Origin of the sequence: Streptococcus sp. HMSC062B01, from assembly GCF_001811085.1 — a bacterium.
Taxonomy (GTDB): domain Bacteria; phylum Bacillota; class Bacilli; order Lactobacillales; family Streptococcaceae; genus Streptococcus; species Streptococcus gordonii.
In genome coordinates this window covers 51162-75460 of record NZ_KZ672766.1, presented here as the reverse complement: position 1 = coordinate 75460, position 24299 = coordinate 51162, and the positions used below count along the sequence as shown (strand labels likewise).

General features: G+C 39.0%; 24 protein-coding genes and 2 pseudogenes. 23 read left to right on the top strand and 3 right to left on the bottom strand.

The annotated features are described in order from the left end of the window. Nucleotides 1-57 precede the first annotated feature (57 nt). Nucleotides 58-1614 (bottom strand): glutamine-hydrolyzing GMP synthase, encoded by a 1557-nt coding sequence (gene guaA, locus HMPREF2780_RS01190; protein ID WP_061595743.1) that lies wholly within the window; start codon nt 1612-1614, stop codon nt 58-60. Nucleotides 1615-1756: 142 nt separating this feature from the next. On the opposite strand from guaA, the gene HMPREF2780_RS01185 reads away from it, so the two are divergent. The 7 genes and pseudogenes from HMPREF2780_RS01185 (at nt 1757) to xerS (ending at nt 7438) form a co-directional block, all read left to right on the top strand. Then, the gene (locus HMPREF2780_RS01185) at nt 1757-2455 is read left to right on the top strand and encodes a GntR family transcriptional regulator (RefSeq protein WP_045502937.1); all 699 of its coding nucleotides are present in this window, start codon (nt 1757-1759) and stop codon (nt 2453-2455) included. A gap of 162 nt (nt 2456-2617) precedes the next feature. After that, nucleotides 2618-2950, top strand: a complete 333-nt coding sequence (locus HMPREF2780_RS01180; protein WP_008808687.1) for a putative DNA-binding protein — start codon at nt 2618-2620, stop codon at nt 2948-2950. Between the two features lie 2 nt (nt 2951-2952). Continuing rightward, nucleotides 2953-3168 carry a hypothetical protein gene (locus tag HMPREF2780_RS01175; RefSeq protein ID WP_061583394.1) on the top strand — a complete coding sequence of 72 codons (216 nt, stop codon included), beginning with the start codon at nt 2953-2955 and terminating at the stop codon, nt 3166-3168. Nucleotides 3169-3196: 28 nt separating this feature from the next. After that, a complete protein-coding gene (ffh, locus tag HMPREF2780_RS01170; RefSeq protein WP_061583393.1) occupies nt 3197-4771 on the top strand; it encodes a signal recognition particle protein in 1575 nt (524 codons plus the stop codon). Between the two features lie 77 nt (nt 4772-4848). Continuing rightward, the gene (locus HMPREF2780_RS01165) at nt 4849-5652 is read left to right on the top strand and encodes an alpha/beta hydrolase (protein WP_061595744.1); all 804 of its coding nucleotides are present in this window, start codon (nt 4849-4851) and stop codon (nt 5650-5652) included. 178 nt (nt 5653-5830) lie between these two features. After that, nucleotides 5831-6192, top strand: a pseudogene (locus tag HMPREF2780_RS01160) (MepB family protein). Between the two features lie 175 nt (nt 6193-6367). Further along, nucleotides 6368-7438, top strand: a complete 1071-nt coding sequence (gene xerS / locus HMPREF2780_RS01155; RefSeq protein ID WP_061595745.1) for a tyrosine recombinase XerS — start codon at nt 6368-6370, stop codon at nt 7436-7438. A gap of 45 nt (nt 7439-7483) precedes the next feature. On the opposite strand, the gene ucpA is transcribed toward xerS, so the two are convergent. Next, entirely contained in the window at nt 7484-8284 is an 801-nt protein-coding gene (gene ucpA / locus HMPREF2780_RS01150) for an SDR family oxidoreductase UcpA (protein WP_045502954.1), read from the bottom strand. Between the two features lie 441 nt (nt 8285-8725). On the opposite strand from ucpA, the gene HMPREF2780_RS01140 reads away from it, so the two are divergent. The 14 genes and pseudogenes from HMPREF2780_RS01140 (at nt 8726) to HMPREF2780_RS01070 (ending at nt 22721) form a co-directional block, all read left to right on the top strand. Further along, nucleotides 8726-9040 carry a YdcP family protein gene (locus HMPREF2780_RS01140; protein ID WP_105025970.1) on the top strand — a complete coding sequence of 105 codons (315 nt, stop codon included), beginning with the start codon at nt 8726-8728 and terminating at the stop codon, nt 9038-9040. 15 nt (nt 9041-9055) lie between these two features. Then, a complete protein-coding gene (locus HMPREF2780_RS01135; protein WP_000985015.1) occupies nt 9056-9442 on the top strand; it encodes a YdcP family protein in 387 nt (128 codons plus the stop codon). 28 nt (nt 9443-9470) lie between these two features. After that, the gene (locus tag HMPREF2780_RS01130) at nt 9471-10856 is read left to right on the top strand and encodes an FtsK/SpoIIIE domain-containing protein (RefSeq protein WP_000813488.1); all 1386 of its coding nucleotides are present in this window, start codon (nt 9471-9473) and stop codon (nt 10854-10856) included. A 177-nt stretch (nt 10857-11033) separates the two neighbouring features. Beyond that, complete coding sequence (gene mobT, locus HMPREF2780_RS01120) at nt 11034-12239, top strand: MobT family relaxase (RefSeq protein WP_000398284.1); 1206 nt, start codon at nt 11034-11036, stop codon at nt 12237-12239. 42 nt (nt 12240-12281) lie between these two features. After that, nucleotides 12282-12503, top strand: coding sequence for a hypothetical protein (locus HMPREF2780_RS01115; protein ID WP_001009056.1), 222 nt, complete (start codon nt 12282-12284; stop codon nt 12501-12503). A gap of 116 nt (nt 12504-12619) precedes the next feature. Then, nucleotides 12620-13117 carry an antirestriction protein ArdA gene (locus HMPREF2780_RS01110; RefSeq protein ID WP_000342539.1) on the top strand — a complete coding sequence of 166 codons (498 nt, stop codon included), beginning with the start codon at nt 12620-12622 and terminating at the stop codon, nt 13115-13117. Nucleotides 13118-13205: 88 nt separating this feature from the next. After that, on the top strand, nt 13206-13598 hold the full coding sequence (locus HMPREF2780_RS01105; RefSeq protein WP_000723888.1) for a conjugal transfer protein: 393 nt from the start codon (nt 13206-13208) through the stop codon (nt 13596-13598). After that, nucleotides 13582-16029, top strand: a complete 2448-nt coding sequence (locus HMPREF2780_RS01100; RefSeq protein ID WP_000331160.1) for a conjugal transfer ATPase TcpF — start codon at nt 13582-13584, stop codon at nt 16027-16029. Before HMPREF2780_RS01105 ends, HMPREF2780_RS01100 begins: the two co-directional genes overlap by 17 nt. A gap of 2 nt (nt 16030-16031) precedes the next feature. Continuing rightward, entirely contained in the window at nt 16032-18209 is a 2178-nt protein-coding gene (locus HMPREF2780_RS01095) for a CD3337/EF1877 family mobilome membrane protein (RefSeq protein ID WP_000804748.1), read from the top strand. After that, nucleotides 18206-19207 carry a bifunctional lytic transglycosylase/C40 family peptidase gene (locus HMPREF2780_RS01090; protein WP_000769868.1) on the top strand — a complete coding sequence of 334 codons (1002 nt, stop codon included), beginning with the start codon at nt 18206-18208 and terminating at the stop codon, nt 19205-19207. The genes HMPREF2780_RS01095 and HMPREF2780_RS01090 overlap by 4 nt, the downstream gene beginning before the upstream one ends. Further along, nucleotides 19204-20139, top strand: coding sequence for a conjugal transfer protein (locus tag HMPREF2780_RS01085; RefSeq protein ID WP_001224320.1), 936 nt, complete (start codon nt 19204-19206; stop codon nt 20137-20139). The genes HMPREF2780_RS01090 and HMPREF2780_RS01085 overlap by 4 nt, the downstream gene beginning before the upstream one ends. Before the next feature lie 313 nt (nt 20140-20452). Beyond that, nucleotides 20453-20500, top strand: a pseudogene (locus HMPREF2780_RS11895) (hypothetical protein); the annotation flags it as partial. A 15-nt stretch (nt 20501-20515) separates the two neighbouring features. Beyond that, nucleotides 20516-22435, top strand: coding sequence for a tetracycline resistance ribosomal protection protein Tet(M) (gene tet(M), locus HMPREF2780_RS01075; protein ID WP_000691736.1), 1920 nt, complete (start codon nt 20516-20518; stop codon nt 22433-22435). Between the two features lie 100 nt (nt 22436-22535). After that, nucleotides 22536-22721, top strand: coding sequence for a cysteine-rich KTR domain-containing protein (locus HMPREF2780_RS01070; protein ID WP_011058338.1), 186 nt, complete (start codon nt 22536-22538; stop codon nt 22719-22721). Between the two features lie 59 nt (nt 22722-22780). Here HMPREF2780_RS01070 and HMPREF2780_RS01065 read toward each other — a convergent pair whose 3' ends face one another. Then, nucleotides 22781-23134, bottom strand: coding sequence for a helix-turn-helix transcriptional regulator (locus HMPREF2780_RS01065; protein ID WP_001227347.1), 354 nt, complete (start codon nt 23132-23134; stop codon nt 22781-22783). Between the two features lie 504 nt (nt 23135-23638). Here HMPREF2780_RS01065 and HMPREF2780_RS01055 point away from each other — a divergent pair. Both HMPREF2780_RS01055 and HMPREF2780_RS01050 read left to right on the top strand, forming a co-directional pair. Next, nucleotides 23639-24061 (top strand): sigma-70 family RNA polymerase sigma factor, encoded by a 423-nt coding sequence (locus HMPREF2780_RS01055; protein ID WP_000804885.1) that lies wholly within the window; start codon nt 23639-23641, stop codon nt 24059-24061. After that, nucleotides 24058-24288: a helix-turn-helix domain-containing protein gene (locus HMPREF2780_RS01050; protein ID WP_105025969.1), complete on the top strand. Its 231-nt coding sequence runs from the start codon at nt 24058-24060 to the stop codon at nt 24286-24288. The genes HMPREF2780_RS01055 and HMPREF2780_RS01050 overlap by 4 nt, the downstream gene beginning before the upstream one ends. The last annotated feature ends 11 nt before the right edge of the window (nt 24289-24299 follow it).

Here is a 24299-nt window from a genome sequence, read left to right as displayed (position 1 = left end):
AAAAAATTAGACTAAAAAGCGTAGGAAAGAAAACTTCCTACGCTTTTTAGTCTAATTTTATTCCCACTCAACGGTTGCAGGTGGTTTGCTTGTGATATCATAGACGATGCGGTTGACGTGGTCTACTTCGTTTACAATACGTACAGAAATTTTTTGTAAAACTTCCCAAGGAATCTTGGCAAAGTCAGCTGTCATGCCATCGATAGAAGTGATAGCACGAATAGCAATGGTGTAGTCGTATGTCCGTCCGTCTCCCATGACCCCAACAGAACGAACACCAGTATTGACGGTGAAGTACTGCCAGATATCGCGGTCAAGCCCTGCCTTAGCAATTTCTTCACGAAGAATAGCATCAGACTCACGAACAGTTTCTAATTTCTCTTCAGTGATTTCTCCCATAACACGAATAGCAAGACCTGGGCCTGGGAACGGTTGGCGCCAGACGATTTCATCAGGCATACCAAGCTCTGTACCTAAGGCACGAACCTCGTCTTTATAAAGTGTGTTCAGCGGTTCAATCAGCTCAAACTGCATATCTTCGGGCAAACCACCCACGTTATGGTGAGACTTGATAGTCTGAGCAGTGTCAGTACCAGACTCAATCACATCGGTATACAGAGTTCCTTGTGCCAAGAATTTTACATCTTTCAGTTTGCTGGCTTCGTCGTCAAAGACATAGACAAATTCATTTCCAATGATTTTGCGTTTTTGTTCTGGATCAGAAATACCTGCGAGTTTATCAAGGAAACGTTTAGCTGCGTCTGCTTTAACGATATTTAGTCCGAATTTTCCGCCCAACATTTCCATAACTTGATCAGCTTCACCCTTACGCAAAAGGCCGTGATCAACAAAGATACAGATTAATTGGTCCCCAATAGCTTTTTGCAAAAGAACACCGACCACAGAAGAATCAACCCCACCTGATAGACCAAGAAGAACACGCTTGTCACCAACAGTCTCACGGATTTGTTTGATCTGCATATCAATGAAATTGTCCATTGACCAGTCGCCTTTGGCTCCACAGATATTTAGAGCAAAGTTGCGAAGAATATCATAACCAAACTCAGAATGGCGAACTTCAGGGTGGAATTGAATCCCATAAATCTTCTTAGCAGGATGCTCAATTGCTGCAAAAGGACAATCAGCAGAAGTACCAGTGCGGACAAAGTCAGCAGGGATTTCAGTTACCGCATCTCCATGGCTCATAAGAACCAATTGTTCTTCAGGTGTACTCTCAAAAAGAGGAGAAGCAGTGCGAATCAATTTAGACTGACCGTATTCACGGTTTCCAGCATCACCAGCCGGCACTACCTTACCTCCCAATTTATGAGTCAGAAGTTGCATACCATAGCAAATCCCTAAAATTGGAATGCCTAACTCAAAAATTTCAGGATCAATATCAAAGGAACCGTCTTCATAAACAGAGTTTGGTCCACCAGAAAGAATAATTCCGACAGGATTGAGCTCTTTTACCTCTGCAGCGGAAATTTTATTACTCTTTAATTCAGAAAATACCCCAATTTCACGAATCCGACGAGAGATGAGCTGGTTGTATTGGCTGCCGTAGTCCAATACGATAATTTTTTCGACATCTTGCAATTCAGATTTAGTCATCTTTTTCCTTCCCTAAAAGAAATTTATTTTTCCTTATTCTATCATAAAAGAGAGGCTTTTTCCAATGCCATTAAGTAAATGTTGACTTTTATTTCGATTGATAATACAATATTTTTAAAAGGAAATCCAAAAGGAGATCACTATGCTCCCTGCTTATTTACAAATTCATGATCAAATCAAAAAAGAAATTGATGAAGAAGTCTGGCAAATTGGACAGAGATTACCCAGTGAGCGAGACTTAGCTGAGACTTTTCAAGTTAGTCGAATGACTCTTCGCCAAGCTATCACACTCCTTGTAGAAGAAGGAGTACTGGAACGACGGGTTGGGAGCGGAACATTTGTTGCCAGCACGCGCGTCCAGGAAAAAATGAGAGGCACTACCAGCTTTACTGAGATTATGAAGTCTCAGGGTAAGACACCTTCCAGTCAGTTGATCTCCTATCGACGAACTCTACCAAGCAAACAAGAAGTCGAAAAGCTAGGAATAAACAAGACTGAAAATATTATTCGAATGGAGCGGGTTCGCTACGCTGATAAGCTACCAGTGGTATACGAAGTAGCTTCAATACCAGAAAAGTTTATTAAAAATTTCAACAAAGAAGAAATTACCAGTCATTTCTTCCAAACTCTTCAAGAACATGGTTATAAGATTGGCAAATCCCAACAAACGATATACGCCCGCTTAGCTAAGGAAAAGATCGCCCATTATCTTGGAATTCCGAGAGGTCATGCCATTTTGGCTTTGACTCAGGTATCCTATTTCGAAGACGGAACAGCCTTTGAGTATGTAAAAAGTCAATATGTCGGCGAACGTTTTGAATTTTATCTAGAAAACAACTAATTTACATAATTTTGATTATGTCACACCCTTGAGAATACAAGGGTGTTTTTTTTTAACATAAAAAAGGATTAATTTGAATTACCTTAAAATATTTCATAAAGAAAAGTCATTTACTCTGTGAGTAACTAGAGTTTATTAGCCTTTTTTGGTATAATATTTCTTATGGAAATCGAAAAAACCAATCGTATGAATGCTCTGTTTGAATTTTATGCTGCTCTATTGACAGATAAACAGATGAATTACATCGAGCTTTATTATGCTGATGATTATAGTCTTGCTGAAATAGCAGAAGAATTTGGTGTCAGCCGTCAAGCAGTCTATGATAATATCAAACGAACAGAGAAGATTTTAGAAGACTATGAAATGAAGTTGCATATGTATTCTGACTACATTGTTAGGAGCCAAATTCTGGAAGAAATCGCTGACAAATATCCTGAAGATAGTTTCTTGCAAGAACAAATTGCGACTCTATCCAGCATTGATAACAGAGACTAATCATGGCTAGACAAGTTATCTACAAGGGAATGTCTTGCTGGTTATTGGAGTCGGAAGAACCTTTCCCTGCCAGAGTGCAAATCATCTCCCCCGACGATCTTTCTAAAGCGATGAAATTAGGATTCAGTTGCTGGGGATATCCAAATGAGATTATGAAAGAACTCTCTACAAAAGAATACCAATGTTTAAGTCGTCATGGACGATTTCCACTAAATTGATTGAAATAGAAACTAGGAGAAATAAAAAATGGCATTTGAAAGTTTAACAGAACGTCTGCAAAACGTCTTTAAAAATCTGCGCAGAAAAGGAAAAATCTCAGAGAGTGATGTACAGGAAGCAACCAAAGAGATTCGTCTAGCCCTTTTAGAAGCCGACGTTGCTCTGCCAGTTGTCAAAGACTTTATCAAGAAAGTCCGTGAGCGTGCGGTCGGTCACGAGGTTATCGATACCCTCAACCCAGCTCAACAGATTATCAAGATTGTTGACGAAGAGCTGACAACTATCCTGGGCTCTGATACTGCTGAAATTATCAAATCACCAAAGATTCCGACTATTATCATGATGGTCGGTTTACAAGGGGCTGGTAAGACCACCTTTGCTGGAAAGCTTGCTAATAAGCTCAAGAAAGAAGAAAAGGCTCGCCCGCTCATGATTGCGGCAGATATTTACCGGCCAGCGGCTATTGATCAGCTGAAAACACTGGGACAGCAAATTGATGTACCAGTCTTTGCCTTAGGTACGGAAGTTCCAGCTGTTGAGATTGTCCGTCAAGGTTTGGAGCAAGCCAAAGCCAACCACAACGACTATGTCCTGATTGATACGGCTGGTCGACTTCAGATTGACGAAAAGCTCATGCAGGAGCTGTCAGATGTCAAAGCGCTGGCTAATCCCAATGAAATCCTCTTAGTTGTCGATGCCATGATTGGTCAGGAAGCGGCTAATGTTGCTCGCGAATTTAACAGTCAATTGGAAGTGACCGGGGTTATCCTGACTAAGATTGATGGCGATACCCGTGGTGGTGCAGCTCTATCTGTCCGTCAGATTACTGGTAAGCCTATTAAATTTACTGGTACTGGTGAAAAGATCACCGATATCGAAACCTTCCACCCAGATCGCATGTCTAGTCGGATTTTGGGCATGGGGGATATGCTGACTCTGATTGAAAAAGCCTCTCAAGAATACGATGAGAAAAAATCGCTTGAAATGGCTGAAAAGATGCGGGAAAACACCTTTGATTTCAATGATTTCATTGATCAGTTGGATCAGGTACAAGGCATGGGTCCTATGGAAGATTTGATCAAAATGCTACCTGGTATGGCTAGCAATCCTGCTTTTAAAAACTTTAAGGTCGATGAAAGAGAAATTGCCCGCAAGCGTGCTATTGTATCTTCAATGACACCTGAAGAACGTGAAAATCCTGATTTATTGACACCTAGCCGTCGTCGTCGAATTGCTAATGGTTCAGGAAATAGCTTTGTAGACGTCAATAAGTTTATCAAAGATTTCAATCAGTCAAAACAATTGATGCAAGGTGTTCTCTCTGGTGACATGAGCAAGATGATGAAGCAAATGGGACTCAATCCAAACAATATGCCTAAAAACATGCCAGGAGGCGGTGCAATGCCAGATATGTCAGCACTTCAAGATATGATGGGTCAAGGCGGCATGCCGGATATGTCAGCTTTGGGAGGAGCTGGTATGCCCGATATGAGTCAAATGTTTGGCGGCGGTCTTAAAGGCAAGGCAGGAGAGTTTCTGATGCGTCGAAGTATGAACAAAATGGCTAAGCAAATGAAAAAGAATAAGAAGAAGCGGAAGTAATAACAAAAAACAAGTCGCATAACTAAGTTTTATGTGGCTTGTTTTTGGAAATATCAGATTCGGATATGGAGACTAGAATGAAGCCTTTTTTGACTCAATTGATTCATCGACTTGCTAAAACCTTTCAAAAATTATTTGATAAGCTGCCTTCCCACCCTATCTCTCATCTACCTGCCAGCAAGGTCGAAATACGCCCCATTATCATGATTCCTGGTAGCTCTGCAACGGAAAATCGCTTTAATCGAATGGTTAAAAAGCTCAACCGCAATCAGCATTCACATCATAGCCTTGTTCGAATCAAAGTCTGGAATGACGGACACATGACTTACCGAGGGCATTTGAAGCGCAAGGACAGAAATCCCATTTTTGTAGTTGGATTTCAAAATAATCGTGATGGTTATGAAAATATCAAAAAACAGGCCGCAATGTTTGACACTGCTTTAACAGTTTTAAGAGAGAAGTATTCTTTTAACAGTTTTAAAGCGCTAGGGCATTCAAACGGTGGTCTAGTTTTTACGGTATTCCTGCAACAATACCTGGCAAACCATTCTGGCTTGGAGATGGAAAAGCTCCTGACTATTGGTAGTCCTTATAATCTGAATAAGAAAAACATCAATCATCGAGTTGAGATGTTAGATGACTTCATATCTAATCAAGAAAATCTACCTAAGAAGTTGCAACATTTGTCAATTATGGGAATCTTTTTCCGAGACGGTGACGGAATTGTCCATAAAAGCAGTGTAGAGGCTGGGAGCTTGATTTACAAAGGAAAGATTGCTTCACACAGAGAAGTAGTCATCGTAGGGAAGGATGCTCATCATTCCTCTCTACCACAAAATGAACAAGTAGTTGATTTAATTAAAGAGTTTTTATTTTTGTGATTTTTTACATAATTTTAATTAGGTAAAAAATTTGCAAGTAATGCTCAAGAATTATCTGTGAGGAAAAAATTTAGATTAAGAAAGACAAGAAACAATGAAAATGACAGATATTCTTCATAGGTATTATGGTGAATTTGATCTGATAAATGAAAAATAGAATGAAGACTATGAAAGCATTTTGATTAGGCCAAAGGATAATCAAGAATATAAAAGATGCCGTTTGGCAAAGAAAAGACCCAAAAAAGAAGGCTACTTTACAGTCTTTTGGAAAAAAGACCAAGACAACAAGAATATTCTTTATACCGATAGAGACTTAGGTGATGAACTGTGGTTATTGTCGTCATCAACAACCGTCATTGCTGTTTATTTATCATTTCCCAAGAGGTGGCTATCAGTAAAAAAATTCTCTCTACAAAGAATTGTAAAGGAAAGATGGCTATGCGATTTTATCCACCCTGGTGTACAAAATTAAATAAAACAGCTCAGGCAACACAAAAATGGCAACTGGATTATTTAAAAAAAATCAAATTAGAAGAATAAGTTTTGCTAAAACAAGACAGAGTTTAGTTTCTCAACTTTGTCTTGTTTTTATTATCTGTTTTTGTAATAAAGTTGGACTATATATGCCCTCTTACATCTTTCCGAAAAACTATAATTTTCTTGAAAAATATATCTAGATATGCTATACTACTATTATAAAAAACGGAGAAATATGATGAGACGTGAACTGTTATTAGAAAGAATTGATAAACTTAAAGCCACTATGCCCTGGTACATTCTGGAATATTACCAGTCTAAACTGGCAGTGCCTTATAGTTTTACAACCTTATATGAATATCTCAAAGAATATGATCGCTTTTTTAACTGGGTGCTAGAATCTGGTATAACGAATGCTTCGCATATTGCTGAGATCCCTCTCTCTGTCTTGGAAAACATGACCAAGAAAGACATGGAAGCTTTTATTCTGTATCTGCGAGAGCGCCCGCTTCTCAATGCTAACACCACCCAAAACGGTGTTTCCCAGACAACCATTAACCGAACACTTTCTGCTTTGTCTAGTCTCTATAAGTATTTGACTGAGGAAGTTGAAAACGAGCAGGGTGAGCCTTACTTCTATCGAAATGTGATGAAAAAGGTTGCTACCAAGAAGAAAAAGGAAACTCTGGCTGCCCGTGCAGAAAATATTAAGCAGAAGCTCTTTTTAGGGGATGAGACGGAAGAATTTCTCCAATATATCGATACTGAGTATCCTAAGAAGCTCTCTAACCGTGCGCTATCCTCCTTCAACAAGAACAAAGAACGAGATTTAGCCATCATTGCCTTGTTGCTAGCCTCTGGTGTTCGTCTGTCTGAAGCTGTCAATCTGGACCTAAAAGACATCAATCTCAAAATGATGGTCATTGAAGTGACAAGAAAAGGCGGAAAAAGGGACTCTGTCAACGTTGCTGCCTTTGCAAAGCCTTATTTAGAAGAGTATCTGAGCATTCGGAGTAAGCGATATAAGGCCGAAAAGACTGATACAGCCTTCTTTTTGACTGAATATCGTGGCATCCCTAATCGAATCGATGCTTCCAGTGTCGAAAAAATGGTGGCAAAGTATTCTGAGGACTTCAAGGTGCGAGTGACCCCTCACAAGCTCCGCCATACGCTTGCTACACGTTTATACGATGCAACCAAATCTCAAGTTCTCGTCAGTCATCAGCTAGGACATGCTAGCACTCAGGTAACAGACCTCTACACCCACATTGTCAATGACGAGCAAAAGAATGCTTTGGATAAATTATAGCAAAAAACATTACATAATAATGGTTATGTAATGTTTTTTGCTTAATTAATGATCTGTCCCCATACTTAGCGTTTCTGGAAGAGTGCTGCCTCCATCAATTACAATTTGAGAACCGGTTAGATAAGAAGATTCATCACTACCTAGAAAAGCAAACAACTCGCCAACTTCTGTTGGTTTTGCCAATCTTTTCATTGGGACTGCTGAAGCAATATCTTGGATAGGTTCTTCTGGATTAATAGGATTAGATTCAAGAGCCATTTTTTCAACCATGGGTGTTCGAGCATAGCCTAATTGAGTACAGTTTATCCGAATATTTTTGTGGGCGTATTCTACTGCTAGTGCTTTTGTTAAACCAACAAGAGCTGACTTTGTCATTGCATAAGCCGCTTCCCCCGCATCTGCCACAAGGTCTCCAGTGACAGAAGAAGCTATGACGATTGAACCATATCCTTGTTTTAGCATAGGTTTTAAAGAAGCTTGGCAACTATTCCACACACCTTTAATATTGACGTCAATATGCTGATCACGTATTTGGTCGGACATTTGATCAAATGGTGCCAAGCGACAAATACCAGCATTACAACAGGCAATATCTAGGCTACCAAACTTTTCAAGTGTTAGAGTGACTGCTTCTTCTAAGTCTTGTCTATTACTAACATCACCTATAAAACTAATAATATCTTGATGGTAATAATCTCTTAACTTCTGAGCAGTTACTTCGACGTGAGGATCTAAATCAAAAAGACATAATTTTGCGCCATATTTGGCATAGACTTGAGCAATTCCTTCACCTAATCCAACAGCTGCACCAGTAATTAAAGCAATTTTTCCGCTTAATTTATCCATAGCTAGTAATCCTTTCTAATAAACTTGATTGGCGTTGTCTTCTCTTTTAGTTTAATACTTTGTGAAAAGCTTGTCAAACTAAGGATGTTTTTTATTTTTAAGTATAAAAATAGCATAAAAATCTAGTTATCCGCATAAAAACTGGACTTATCACACTTTATCAAGGTCAAAACCACTCAATTTACTACTAATTTACTACTTATGAATGAGCTTTGATACGACGATTTATCCTTGAAAAGTGAAGATATAAAGATACTTCCAATAAAATTTGAATATTTAATAGGTAGACACTTCAAAAAATGAGGTGTCTATTTTTTTACCCGATTTTGAAAGGAAGTGAACTTATGAAAACAAAAAATCAAGAATCAAAAGGTCGTTCCCCACTCTTTAAGACCATCAAACATTCATTCAGCCAATAAAAAAGAAAGGATAGGTAAAAATATGGAACTTAAATTTGTGATTCCCAACATGGAAAAAACATTCGGCAATTTAGAATTTGCTGGCGAGGATAAAGTCGTTCAGCGAAGAATCAACGGACGGCTAACTGTCTTATCAAGAAGCTATAATCTCTATTCTGATGTTCAAAGAGCAGATGATATTGTGGTGGTGCTTCCTGCTGAAGCTGGCGAAAAACATTTCGGCTTTGAGGAACGTGTGAAGTCAGTCAATCCACGTATTACCGCAGAGGGCTACAAAATCGGCACTCGTGGTTTTACAAATTACCTTTTACATGCTGACGACATGATAAAAGAATAAAGAAAGAGAGGAAAAATGATGAGATTAGCAAATGGCATTGTATTAGATAAAGACACGACTTTTGGAGAATTGAAATTCTCTGCTCTACGTCGTGAAGTGAGAATCCAAAATGAAGACGGGTCGGTTTCAGATGAAATCAAGGAACGTACCTATGACTTAAAATCCAAAGGACAAGGACGCATGATTCAAGTAAGTATTCCTGCCAGCGTGCCTTTGAAAGAGTTTGATTATAACGCACGGGTGGAACTTATCAATCCCATTGCGGACACCGTTGCTACTGCCACCTATCAAGGAGCAGATGTTGACTGGTATATCAAGGCAGACGATATTGTGCTGACAAAGGATTCTAGTTCATTCAAAGCTCAACCACAAGCAAAGAAAGAACCGACACAAGACAAATAGTCGCTAGGTAGAAAGGAGACTTTTTCGCATGAAACAGCGTGGTAAAAGGATTCGCCCATCTGGTAAAGATTTAGTCTTTCATTTTACGATAGCGTCACTCCTGCCTGTTTTCCTGCTGGTTGTCGGACTGTTTCATGTGAAGACAATCCAGCAGATCAACTGGCAGGATTTTAACCTATCACAAGCAGATAAGATTGACATTCCCTATTTAATTATCAGTTTCAGTGTCGCAATTCTTATCTGCTTGCTGGTAGCGTTTGTATTCAAACGGGTTCGCTATGATACGGTTAAACAACTTTACCACCGTCAAAAACTGGCAAAGATGATACTTGAAAACAAGTGGTATGAATCTGAACAGGTCAAAACAGAGGGTTTCTTTAAAGATAGTGCTGGTCGTACAAAGGAAAAGATAACCTACTTCCCTAAAATGTATTATCGACTTAAAAATGGCTTGATACAGATACGGGTGGAAATCACGCTGGGAAAATATCAAGACCAACTCTTACACTTGGAAAAGAAATTAGAGAGTGGCTTGTACTGTGAGCTGACGGATAAAGAGTTAAAGGATTCCTATGTGGAATATACTTTGCTCTATGACACCATAGCCAGTCGTATTTCTATTGATGAAGTAGAAGCTAAAGATGGTAAACTTCGCTTAATGAAAAACGTATGGTGGGAATATGATAAGCTCCCTCATATGTTGATTGCTGGTGGTACAGGTGGCGGTAAAACTTACTTTATACTGACACTGATTGAAGCCTTGCTTCATACAGATTCAAAACTGTATATTCTTGACCCGAAAAATGCTGACCTTGCGGACTTAGGTTCTGTGATGGCAAATGTCTACTATAGAAAAGAAGACTTGCTTTCTTGCATTGAAACATTCTATGAAGAAATGATGAAACGTAGTGAGGAAATGAAGCAGATGAAGAACTATAAGACTGGCAAAAATTATGCTTACTTAGGTCTCCCGGCACACTTCTTAATCTTTGATGAATACGTCGCTTTCATGGAAATGCTGGGAACAAAAGAAAACACCGCAGTTATGAATAAGCTGAAACAGATTGTCATGTTAGGTCGTCAAGCTGGCTTCTTTCTAATACTGGCTTGTCAACGTCCAGACGCAAAATATTTAGGCGACGGAATCCGTGATCAGTTTAATTTCAGAGTGGCTTTAGGTCGTATGTCTGAAATGGGCTATGGCATGATGTTTGGCAGTGACGTACAAAAGGATTTCTTCTTAAAGCGAATCAAAGGTCGTGGCTATGTTGATGTAGGAACAAGTGTCATATCAGAGTTTTATACTCCCCTTGTACCAAAAGGATATGATTTCTTGGAGGAAATTAAAAAGTTATCCAACAGCAGACAGTCCACGCAGGCGACGTGCGAAGCGGAAGTCGCAGGTGTGGACTGATCTTGCTGGCTGGTGTGGCAATAGCCACGCCAGCACTTAACCCCCCGTATCTAACAGGGGGGTACAAATCGACAGGAAACAGTCAAAAAAACATTAGAAAATCCTTTGGTTACAAGGGATTTACAAAATTTCAGCGTATGTCAAATGGGCTTTAAAAGTTGACATACGCCTTTTTGATTGGAGGGATTTTTACTGAATGAACAAACTTGGTTACAGCATTTAAAAGAAAAACGCTTGGCTTATGGACTATCTCAAAACCGTTTAGCTGTTGCGACTGGTATTACAAGGCAGTATCTAAGCGATATTGAAACAGGAAAAGTCAAGCCATCAGAGGATTTACAGCAGTCCCTTTGGGAAGCTCTGGAACGCTTCAATCCCGACGCTCCCCTTGAAATGCTGTTTGATTATGTAAGGATTCGCTTTCCGACAACAGACGTACAGCAGGTGGTCGAAAACATCTTACAACTGAAACTGTCCTATTTTCTTCATGAGGACTATGGTTTCTATTCTTATTCAGAGCATTATGCTTTAGGCGACATATTCGTCCTTTGCTCCCATGAACTGGACAAAGGAGTTCTGGTGGAATTGAAAGGTCGTGGGTGCAGACAATTTGAAAGCTATCTTCTGGCACAACAAAGAAGCTGGTATGAGTTCTTTATGGACGTTTTGGTGGCTGGCGGTGTGATGAAACGCCTTGACCTTGCCATTAACGATAAGACAGGGATTTTGAATATCCCTGTACTCACTGAAAAGTGCCAACAGGAAGAATGTATCTCCGTCTTCCGCAGTTTTAAAAGCTATCGCAGTGGCGAACTGGTACGCAAAGAGGAAAAGGAATGTATGGGAAACACCCTCTATATCGGTTCATTACAAAGTGAAGTTTATTTCTGTATCTATGAAAAGGACTACGAGCAGTACAAGAAAAATGATATTCCCATTGAAGACGCAGAAGTAAAAAACCGTTTTGAGATTCGATTGAAAAATGAGCGTGCCTATTATGCAGTCCGTGATTTACTCGTCTATGACAATCCAGAGCATACCGCCTTTAAAATTATCAATCGGTATATCCGTTTTGTAGATAAAGACGATTCCAAACCTCGTTCTGATTGGAAACTGAATGAAGAATGGGCTTGGTTTATTGGGAACAATCGTGAACGATTAAAACTAACCACAAAACCAGAGCCTTACTCCTTCCAAAGGACGCTGAACTGGCTATCTCATCAAGTTGCCCCGACCTTAAAGGTTGCGATTAAACTTGATGAAATCAACCAGACGCAGGTTGTAAAAGACATTCTCGACCATGCGAAACTGACAGACCGACACAAGCAGATTTTGAAGCAACAGTCAGTAAAAGAACAGGACGTGATAACAACAAAAAAATAACTCAAATACAAATTCATTGAATATAGAGAGGAGAACATTTTTATGAATTTTGGACAAAACCTTTATAACTGGTTTCTATCAAACGCTCAATCACTGGTGCTTTTAGCAATCGTTGTGATTGGCTTGTATCTTGGCTTCAAGCGTGAGTTTAGCAAACTGATTGGCTTTTTAATTATTGCGATTATTGCGGTTGGCTTAGTCTTCAACGCTGCTGGAGTAAAAGACATTTTACTAGAGCTATTCAATCGCATTATTGGTGCTTAAATAAAACCGTTCTTTTGTGGAATATAAGTGGTTTTCTTATGTTCCGCAAAGGAATGGTACACCAAACGAAGTGCGGTAGGGATTTTTGAATCTCTACAAAGAAAGGACGTGAATATATGGACGATATGCAAGTCTATATTGCGAATTTAGGCAAATACAATGAGGGCGAATTGGTCGGTGCGTGGTTTACCTTTCCCATTGACTTTGAGGAAGTCAAAGAGAAAATCGGCTTGAATGATGAATATGAGGAATACGCCATTCATGACTACGAGTTACCCTTTACGGTTGACGAATACACTTCCATTGGCGAACTCAATCGACTATGGGAAATGGTATCGGAATTACCCGAAGAATTACAATCGGAGCTATCTGCTCTGCTCACTCATTTTTCAAGCATTGAAGAACTAAGCGAACATCAAGAGGATATTATCATTCATTCCGATTGTGATGATATGTATGACGTGGCACGCTACTACATTGAAGAAACGGGTGCTTTAGGCGAAGTACCAGCTAGTCTTCAAAACTATATTGATTATCAAGCCTATGGTCGGGATTTAGACCTTTCAGGAACGTTTATCTCAACCAATCATGGGATTTTTGAAATCGTCTATTAAATCTGTCGGTACATTACTACTGGCAGATTTTCTATTTTACGGGGTGGCTCAATCAGCTACCCCTATTTTTTATGAAAGGATTGATTACATGAAGAAAATACGAAGCTATACCAGTATCTGGTCTGTGGAAAAGGTACTGTATTCTATCAATGATTTTAGACTTCCGTTTCCCATAACCTTTACGCAAATGACATGGTTTGTCGTGTCACTCTTTGCAGTGATGATACTTGGCAACTTGCCCCCTCTTTCCATGATAGAGGGAGCATTTCTCAAATACTTTGGGATTCCTGTGGCTTTCACATGGTTTATGTCTACAAAAACTTTTGATGGTAAAAAGCCTTATGGATTTTTGAAGTCTGTCATTGCTTATGCACTGCGACCAAAGCTGACCTATGCAGGAAAAAAAGTAACGCTTGGCAGAAACCAGCCACAAGAAGCCATTACAGCAGTTAGGAGTGAATTTTATGGCATATCCAATTAAATACATTGAAAACAATCTCGTCTGGAATAAAGACGGGGAATGTTATGCTTACTATGAGCTTGTTCCTTACAATTACTCATTTCTAAGTCCAGAACAGAAAATACAAGTGCATGATTCTTTCAGACAGCTTATCGCACAAAATCGTGATGGCAAAATTCATGCTTTACAAATCAGTACAGAATCCAGCATACGTTCTGCACAAGAGCGTTCCAAAAATGAAGTCACTGGCAAGCTCAAAGCGGTTGCCTATGACAAAATCGACCAACAGACAGACGCTTTAATATCCATGATTGGCGAAAATCAAGTGAACTACCGTTTCTTTATCGGCTTTAAGTTGCTTCTCAACGATCAGGAGTTTTCTATGAAAAGTCTTACCGTTGAAGCAAAAAATGCTTTGTCTGATTTTGTCTATGATGTGAACCATAAGCTGATGGGCGATTTTGTTAGTATGAGTAATGATGAAATCCTGCGTTTTCAGAAGATGGAAAAGCTCTTAGAAAATAAAATCTCTCGTCGTTTCAAAATCCGCAGGTTAGATAAGGACGACTTCGGCTATCTGATTGAACACCTTTACGGACAGACAGGCACTGCCTATGAAGAGTATGAGTACCATCTATCAAAGAAAAAGCTGGATAATGAAACGCTGATTAAATACTATGACTTGATTAAGCCTACTCGCTGTTTGGTGGAAGAAAAACAGCGATATTTGAAAATCCAGCAGGAAGATGAAACCGTCTATGTAGCTTACTTTACCATTAACAGCATTGTCGGAGAACTGGACTTCCCGTCCTCTGAAATCTTCTACTACCAGCAACAGCAATTTACATTCCCGATTGATACGTCAATGAATGTGGAAATTGTAGCGAATCGTAAAGCCCTATCTACTGTCCGCAATAAAAAGAAAGAACTGAAAGACTTGGATAACCACGCTTGGCAAAGTGATAATGAAACCAGCTCCAATGTGGCGGAAGCTCTGGAAAGTGTGAATGAGCTGGAAACCAATTTAGACCAAAGCAAGGAATCTATGTACAAGCTGTCTTATGTGGTAAGGGTATCAGCAAATGATCTTGACGAACTCAAACGTCGTTGTAATGAAGTGAAAGATTTTTATGACGATTTAAGCGTAAAACTGGTACGACCATTTGGGGATATGCTCGGCTTACATGAAGAATTTTTACCTGCCAGCAAGCGTTATATGAATGATTATATTCAATACGTGACCTCTGATTTCCTCGCTGGTTTAGGTTTTGGTGCTACTCAAATGCTGGGGGAAAATGAGGGGATTTATGTTGGCTACAGCTTAGATACTGGACGCAATGTCTATCTGAAACCTGCTCTTGCCAGTCAAGGGGTTAAGGGTTCAGTAACCAATGCGTTAGCGTCGGCTTTTGTTGGTTCGCTGGGTGGTGGTAAATCCTTTGCGAATAACCTTATCGTCTATTATGCGGTGCTTTATGGGGCACAAGCAGTGATTGTAGACCCAAAAGCAGAACGTGGCAGATGGAAAGAAACCTTGCCAGAGATTTCCCATGAAATCAATATCGTCACTCTGACTTCTGATGAGAAAAACAAAGGCTTACTTGACCCTTATGTGATTATGAAAAATCCCAAAGATTCTGAATCACTGGCTATTGATATTCTGACATTCCTTACGGGGATTTCCTCTCGTGATGGGGAACGCTTCCCAATCCTTAGAAAAGCCATTCGTGCAGTAACCAATAGTGAAGTACGAGGGTTGATGAAAGTGATTGAGGAATTACGGGTTGAGAATACGCCACTAAGTACCAGTATAGCCGACCATATCGAAAGTTTTACAGACTATGACTTTGCACATTTATTATTCAGTAATGGTTATGTGGAGCAGTCTATCAGCTTAGAAAAACAACTGAACATTATACAGGTTGCGGACTTGGTACTTCCCGACAAGGAAACTTCCTTTGAGGAATATACCACTATGGAGCTTTTATCCGTTGCTATGCTGATTGTCATTAGTACCTTTGCTTTAGACTTTATCCATACAGACCGAAGCATTTTCAAGATTGTAGATTTAGACGAAGCATGGAGCTTTTTACAGGTAGCACAAGGAAAAACACTATCTATGAAGCTGGTTCGGGCTGGTCGTGCTATGAACGCTGGGGTATATTTCGTGACCCAAAATACAGACGACCTCTTAGATGAAAAACTGAAAAATAACCTCGGCTTAAAATTTGCATTTCGTTCCACTGACCTTAACGAGATTAAAAAGACCTTAGCCTTTTTTGGTGTAGACCCAGAGGACGAAAACAATCAGAAGCGATTGCGTGATTTGGAAAACGGGCAATGCCTTATCAGTGATTTATATGGTCGTGTCGGTGTGATACAGTTCCACCCTGTATTTGAAGAACTGCTCCATGCCTTTGATACCAGACCACCTGTGCGAAAAGAGGTGTAAATGTGAAACCATCAATAGTAAACAGAATAAAATCAAACTGGACGCTGAAACGTCTAGGTAAAGTGGCAATGACAGTGGCTTTCACACTTGTGATTGCCATTTTTCTTTTAGCCATGCTGGGAACGGTGGTTCAAGCTGCGGGCTTGGTAGATGATACGGTCAATGTGGCAAATGAATACAGCCGATACCCACTTGAAAACTATCAACTGGATTTTTATGTGGATAATAGCTGGGGCTGGCTTCCGTGGAACTGGTCGGACGGGATTGGAAAACAGGTCATGTATGGACTATATGCCATTACCAATTTTATTTGGACAATCAGTTTGTATGTTTCCAATGCGACAGGTTACTTAGTACAGGAAGCCTATTCCTTAGACTTCATTTCCGCTACAGCAGATTCCATTGGTAAGAATATGCAGACCTTAGCTGGTGTGAGTGCAAACGGATTTTCAACAGAGGGTTTCTATGTTGGATTCCTCTTACTCTTGATTTTGGTTCTTGGGGTTTATGTTGCCTATACGGGACTGATAAAGAGAGAAACCACAAAGGCAATTCATGCCATTATGAATTTTGTGCTGGTGTTTATCCTATCGGCTTCCTTTATTGCCTACGCTCCCGACTACATTAAAAAAATCAATGACTTTTCATCAGACATCAGTAATGCCAGTTTATCACTTGGCACGAAGATTGTCATGCCCCATTCCGATAGTCAAGGCAAGGACAGCGTGGACTTAATCAGAGATAGCCTGTTTTCCATACAGGTTCAGCAACCGTGGCTACTGCTTCAATACAACAGTTCAGACATTGAAAGTATCGGTATTGACCGTGTGGAAAGCCTGCTCTCCACCAGCCCAGATTCCAACAATGGCGAAGACAGAGAAAAAATTGTTGCGGAAGAAATTGAAGACAGAAGCAATACCAATCTAACCATTACAAAGACCATTAACCGTTTAGGTACAGTCTTCTTCCTATTTGTCTTCAATATTGGGATTTCCATATTTGTATTCCTATTAACAGGAATCATGATTTTCTCGCAGGTACTTTTTATCATCTATGCTATGTTTCTGCCTGTGAGCTTTATTTTAAGCATGATTCCATCATTTGATGGTATGTCAAAACGAGCCATAACAAAGCTCTTTAATACCATTTTGACACGAGCTGGAATCACATTGATTATTACGACAGCATTTAGTATTTCAACCATGCTCTATACCTTATCGGCTGGTTATCCGTTCTTTTTGATTGCTTTTCTACAGATTGTGACCTTTGCAGGAATCTACTTCAAGCTGGGCGATTTAATGAGTATGTTTTCTCTACAGAGTAACGATTCTCAAAGTGTGGGAAGTCGTGTGATGAGAAAACCTCGTATGCTTATGCACGCTCACATGCACCGTCTACAGCGGAAACTTGGACGTTCCATGACTACTCTAGGGGCTGGGTCTGCCATTGTTACAGGTAAAAAAGGACAGTCGGGTTCGGGGAGTTCTGCAAGGACACAAGCAGATCACTCCCGACCAGACGGAAAGGAAAAATCAACACTTGGAAAACGTATCGGTCAAACCATCGGTACAGTAGCTGATACCAAAGACAGAATGGTAGACACTGCTAGTGGTTTGAAAGAACAGGTTAAAGATTTGCCGACCAATGCAAGATATGCAGTATATCAAGGAAAATCCAAAGTAAAAGAGAATGTCCGTGATTTAACCAGTAGTATTTCTCAAACCAAAGCGGACAGAGCCAGTGGACGCAAGGAACAGCAGGAACAAAGGCGAAAAACCATTGCGAAGCGTCGCTCTGAAATGGAACAGGTCAAACAGAAAAAACAGCCTGCTTCTTCTGTTCATGAAAGACCGACTACAAGACAAGAACAATATCATGATGAACAGACCTCAAAACAGTCTAATATTCAGACTTCATATAAGGAATCTCAACAAGCCAAACAAGAGCGTCCAGCAGTTAAGTCCGATTTTTCAAGTCCAAAAGTGGAACGCCAAGGCAATACCGTTCAAGAAAAAACCGTTCAAAAGCCAGCAACTTCAACCACTACAGCAGATAGAACTTCACAACGTCCAATCACAAAAGAACGTCCGTCTACTGTTCAAAGAGTACCACTACAAAATACAAGAAGTAGACCACCAATCAAAACCGCCACCATTAAGAAAGTCGGTAAGAAACCATGAAGTTGAAAACTTTAGTGATTGGTGGTTCTGGATTATTCTTGATGGTCTTCTCACTGCTTCTGTTTGTTGCCATTTTATTTTCAGATGAACAGGACAGCGGAATTTCCAATATTCATTATGGAGGTGTGAATGTTTCCGCAGAAGTGCTGGCTCATAAGCCTATGGTAGAAAAATATGCCAAAGAATATGGCGTTGAAGAATATGTCAACATACTTCTTGCGATTATACAGGTGGAATCGGGCGGTACTGCGGAAGATGTTATGCAGTCCTCGGAATCCCTCGGTCTTCCACCTAATTCATTGAGTACAGAAGAATCCATTAAGCAAGGTGTGAAGTATTTCAGTGAATTATTAGCCAGTAGCGAAAGGCTCAGTGTAGATTTAGAATCGGTTATCCAGTCCTACAATTATGGTGGTGGTTTCTTAGGGTATGTGGCTAATCGTGGAAATAAATATACCTTTGAACTGGCTCAAAGTTTCTCAAAAGAGTATTCAGGTGGCGAAAAAGTGTCTTACCCCAATCCCATAGCCATACCTATCAATGGGGGCTGGCGATACAACTATGGCAATATGTTTTATGTGCAACTGGTAACGCAGTATCTTGTCACAACAGAGTTTGATGATGATACGGTACAAGCCATCATGGACGAAGCACTGAAATATGAGGGCTGGCGATACGTTTACGGTGGAGCTTCCCCGACTACTTCTTTTGATTGTAGCGGACTGACACAATGGACGTATGGAAAAGCTGGAATTAACTTACCACGAACCGCACAACAGCAATATGATGTGACCCAGCATATCCCACTATCGGAAGCACAAGCTGGCGATTTGGTTTTCTTTCATTCTACCTATAACGCTGGCTCTTATATTACTCATGTTGGGATATACCTTGGCAATAACCGTATGTTTCATGCAGGCGACCCAATCGGTTATGCCGACTTAACAAGCCCCTACTGGCAACAGCATTTAGTGGGAGCAGGACGAATCAAACAATGAGAAAGGAAGATTTAATGATGAAATTTAGAAAAAATCAGAATAAAGAAAAACAGATACCAAAGGAAAAGAAACCTCGTGTCTACTATAAGGTCAATCCTCATAAAAAGGTTGTGATTGCCTTGTGGGTACTTTTAGGGCTTAGTTTCAGCTTTGCGATATTCAAGCACTTTACAGCTATAGATACTCATACTATTCACGAAACAACTATCATAGAAAAGGAATACGTTGATACTCATCATGTAGAAAATTTTGTAGAGAACTTTGCGAAAGTCTACTATTCATGGGAGCAATCCGATAAGTCCATTGATAATCGAATGGAAAGTCTAAAAGGCTATCTGACAGATGAACTTCAAGCTCTCAATGTTGATACAGTACGCAAAGATATTCCTGTATCGTCTTCTGTAAGAGGATTTCAGATATGGACGGTAGAGCCAACTGGCGACAATGAGTTTAATGTAACCTACAGTGTAGACCAGCTCATTACAGAGGGAGAAAATACAAAGACCGTCCACTCTGCTTATATAGTGAGTGTCTATGTAGATGGTTCTGGAAATATGGTACTGGTTAAGAATCCGACCATTACCAACATACCTAAGAAATCAAGTTATAAACCAAAAGCCATTGAAAGTGAGGGGACGGTTGATTCCATTACAACCAATGAAATCAATGAGTTTTTAACGACGTTCTTCAAGCTCTATCCTACAGCGACAGCCAGTGAACTTTCCTACTATGTGAATGACGGGATATTAAAACCAATCGGAAAAGAGTACATCTTTCAAGAACTGGTAAATCCTATTCACAATCGTAAGGATAATCAAGTCACGGTATCGCTGACAGTGGAGTATATCGACCAGCAGACCAAAGCAACGCAGGTATCTCAATTTGATTTGGTACTTGAAAAGAACGGGAGTAATTGGAAGATTATAGAATAACAAATATTGGTACATTATTACAGCTATTTTGTAATCACGTACTCTCTTTGATAAAAAATTGGAGATTCCTTTACAAATATGCTCTTACGTGCTATTATTTAAGTATCTATTTAAAAGGAGTTAATAAATATGCGGCAAGGTATTCTTAAATAAACTGTCAATTTGATAGTGGGAACAAATAATTGGATGTCCTTTTTTAGGAGGGCTTAGTTTTTTGTACCCAGTTTAAGAATACCTTTATCATGTGATTCTAAAGTATCCAGAGAATATCTGTATGCTTTGTATACCTATGGTTATGCATAAAAATCCCAGTGATAAAAGTATTTATCACTGGGATTTTTATGCCCTTTTGGGTTTTTGAATGGAGGAAAATCACATGAAAATTATTAATATTGGAGTTTTAGCTCATGTTGATGCAGGAAAAACTACCTTAACAGAAAGCTTATTATATAACAGTGGAGCGATTACAGAATTAGGAAGCGTGGACAAAGGTACAACGAGGACGGATAATACGCTTTTAGAACGTCAGAGAGGAATTACAATTCAGACAGGAATAACCTCTTTTCAGTGGGAAAATACGAAGGTGAACATCATAGACACGCCAGGACATATGGATTTCTTAGCAGAAGTATATCGTTCATTATCAGTTTTAGATGGGGCAATTCTACTGATTTCTGCAAAAGATGGCGTACAAGCACAAACTCGTATATTATTTCATGCACTTAGGAAAATGGGGATTCCCACAATCTTTTTTATCAATAAGATTGACCAAAATGGAATTGATTTATCAACGGTTTATCAGGATATTAAAGAGAAACTTTCTGCCGAAATTGTAATCAAACAGAAGGTAGAACTGTATCCTAATATGTGTGTGACGAACTTTACCGAATCTGAACAATGGGATACGGTAATAGAGGGAAACGATGACCTTTTAGAGAAATATATGTCCGGTAAATCATTAGAAGCATTGGAACTCGAACAAGAGGAAAGCATAAGATTTCAGAATTGTTCTCTGTTCCCTCTTTATCATGGAAGTGCAAAAAGTAATATAGGGATTGATAACCTTATAGAAGTTATTACTAATAAATTTTATTCATCAACACATCGAGGTCCGTCTGAACTTTGCGGAAATGTTTTCAAAATTGAATATACAAAAAAAAGACAACGTCTTGCATATATACGCCTTTATAGTGGAGTACTACATTTACGAGATTCGGTTAGAGTATCAGAAAAAGAAAAAATAAAAGTTACAGAAATGTATACTTCAATAAATGGTGAATTATGTAAGATTGATAGAGCTTATTCTGGAGAAATTGTTATTTTGCAAAATGAGTTTTTGAAGTTAAATAGTGTTCTTGGAGATACAAAACTATTGCCACAGAGAAAAAAGATTGAAAATCCGCACCCTCTACTACAAACAACTGTTGAACCGAGTAAACCTGAACAGAGAGAAATGTTGCTTGATGCCCTTTTGGAAATCTCAGATAGTGATCCGCTTCTACGATATTACGTGGATTCTACGACACATGAAATTATACTTTCTTTCTTAGGGAAAGTACAAATGGAAGTGATTAGTGCACTGTTGCAAGAAAAGTATCATGTGGAGATAGAACTAAAAGAGCCTACAGTCATTTATATGGAGAGACCGTTAAAAAATGCAGAATATACCATTCACATCGAAGTGCCGCCAAATCCTTTCTGGGCTTCCATTGGTTTATCTGTATCACCGCTTCCGTTGGGAAGTGGAATGCAGTATGAGAGCTCGGTTTCTCTTGGATACTTAAATCAATCATTTCAAAATGCAGTTATGGAAGGGATACGCTATGGTTGCGAACAAGGATTATATGGTTGGAATGTGACGGACTGTAAAATCTGTTTTAAGTATGGCTTATACTATAGCCCTGTTAGTACCCCAGCAGATTTTCGGATGCTTGCTCCTATTGTATTGGAACAAGTCTTAAAAAAAGCTGGAACAGAATTGTTAGAGCCATATCTTAGTTTTAAAATTTATGCGCCACAGGAATATCTTTCACGAGCATACAACGATGCTCCTAAATATTGTGCGAACATCGTAGACACTCAATTGAAAAATAATGAGGTCATTCTTAGTGGAGAAATCCCTGCTCGGTGTATTCAAGAATATCGTAGTGATTTAACTTTCTTTACAAATGGACGTAGTGTTTGTTTAACAGAGTTAAAAGGGTACCATGTTACTACCGGTGAACCTGTTTGCCAGCCCCGTCGTCCAAATAGTCGGATAGATAAAGTACGATATATGTTCAATAAAATAACTTAGTGTATTTTATGTTGTTATATAAATATGGTTTCTTGTTAAATAAGATGAAATATTTTTTAATAAAGATTTGAATTAAAGTGTAAAGGAGGAGATAGTTATTATAAACTACAAGTGGATATTGTGTCCTGTATGTGGAAATAAAACACGATTAAAGATAAGGGAAGATACTGAATTAAAAAAATTCCCCCTCTATTGTCCGAAATGCAGACAAGAAAATTTAATTGAAATAAAGCAGTTCAAAGTAACTGTGATTACAGAGCCAGACGCAAAGACGCAGAGCCGATAAAATGAGATTAATACAATCTCATTTTATCGGCTCTTTCCGTTATGTATGGATTCTTTTAATTAGTCTTCGATGTTTCTTGCTTCGTTGATACCGCTGGCTAAAGATTCCATTAAGGATAGTTCTTTGTCTGTAAAGCTATCCATGTATTTCTCTATCTGTAATCGTCGGGTGCTTTTTACCAAGTTATTAGCAGGTAAGAAAAATTCATCAACGGAAACATGAAGTAACGATACAAGGTCATAAAGAACTTGTATGCTGGGGTGTTGCCCTTTATTTTCAATATTAGTTAAGTACCGTGGGTCAATTTCAATCAATGCTCCCACTTGTTCACGAGTTAAACCTCGTTTCAATCGAGCTTCTTTAATGGCTAAACCAAAGGCTCTAAAATCATATTTATCTTCTTTTTTACGCATAGTAGACCACCTCTATACATTTTATTGTTCCTACTGAATTAAAAACAGGTATAGAAAAACGTGTTATATGGTTTATAGGTTTATATTTAATAAAAAGCACTACTAAACGCCAATAAAAAAAACCGTTATATGGTAGTGCTATTTACGCTGTTAAAATATTGTATATTACTTCCAAATGGCGGTTTGTTGGAGGTCAACGTCGCCATGAAGTACATCATATACAATAAATTTCCTTACATTGGGTTCTTGTCAAAAAAAGTCGTCTATCTGCAATAGATAAGTACGTCCACCAATGTGGTTTTATAAATCATATAGATAGAATAACAGAAGCATGTAAACAGAGAAATAAATCTGTTTATATGCTTTTTTGGCTATTCAGAACTTTTTTACAAAGTTTATTTATCAGTAATGCAACAAATCCCCCTTTCACATTGGGACTAAGAGTGAAAGGAGATAAACGAGCAAGGCTCACTTCCTTTCCTAGACAGAAAGGGGGTGAGAAACATGAAACCATCTTCTTTTCAGACCACAATAGAAAATCAGTTTGACTATATCTGTAAACGTGCTATGGAAGACGAGCGAAAGAATTATATGCTTTATCTTTCAAGGATTGCAAAGCGTGAGGTGTCCTTTTCGGATGTTGGCGATTATCTTGTTAGCCAGTTTGCGACAACAGATAACTATTCAACTGACTTTCAGATTTTTACACTCAATGGGTTATCAGTAGGCGTTGAAAATGATTTGTTGAGTGAAGCATTACGTGAGTTGCCAGACAAGAAACGTGAAATTCTACTGCTGTTTTACTTTATGGACATGAGCGATTCAGAAATTGCAGACCTGTTGAAATTGAACCGTTCTACTGTCTATCGGCATAGAACCAGTGGACTAGCCTTAATTAAAAAGTTTATGGAGGAATTTGAAGAATGAAAACACAATATCCTATGATTCCCTTTCCTCTCATTGTAAAGGCAACAGATGGCGATACCGAAGCGATTAACCAGATTCTACATCATTACAGAGGGTACATAACGAAGCGTTCCCTACGACTTATGAAAGATGAATATGGCAATCAAAGTATGGTCGTTGATGAAGTCTTAAGTGGAAGAATGGAAACCAGACTGATTACAAAGATTTTGTCATTTGAAATTAAGTAATATCCTCTCTC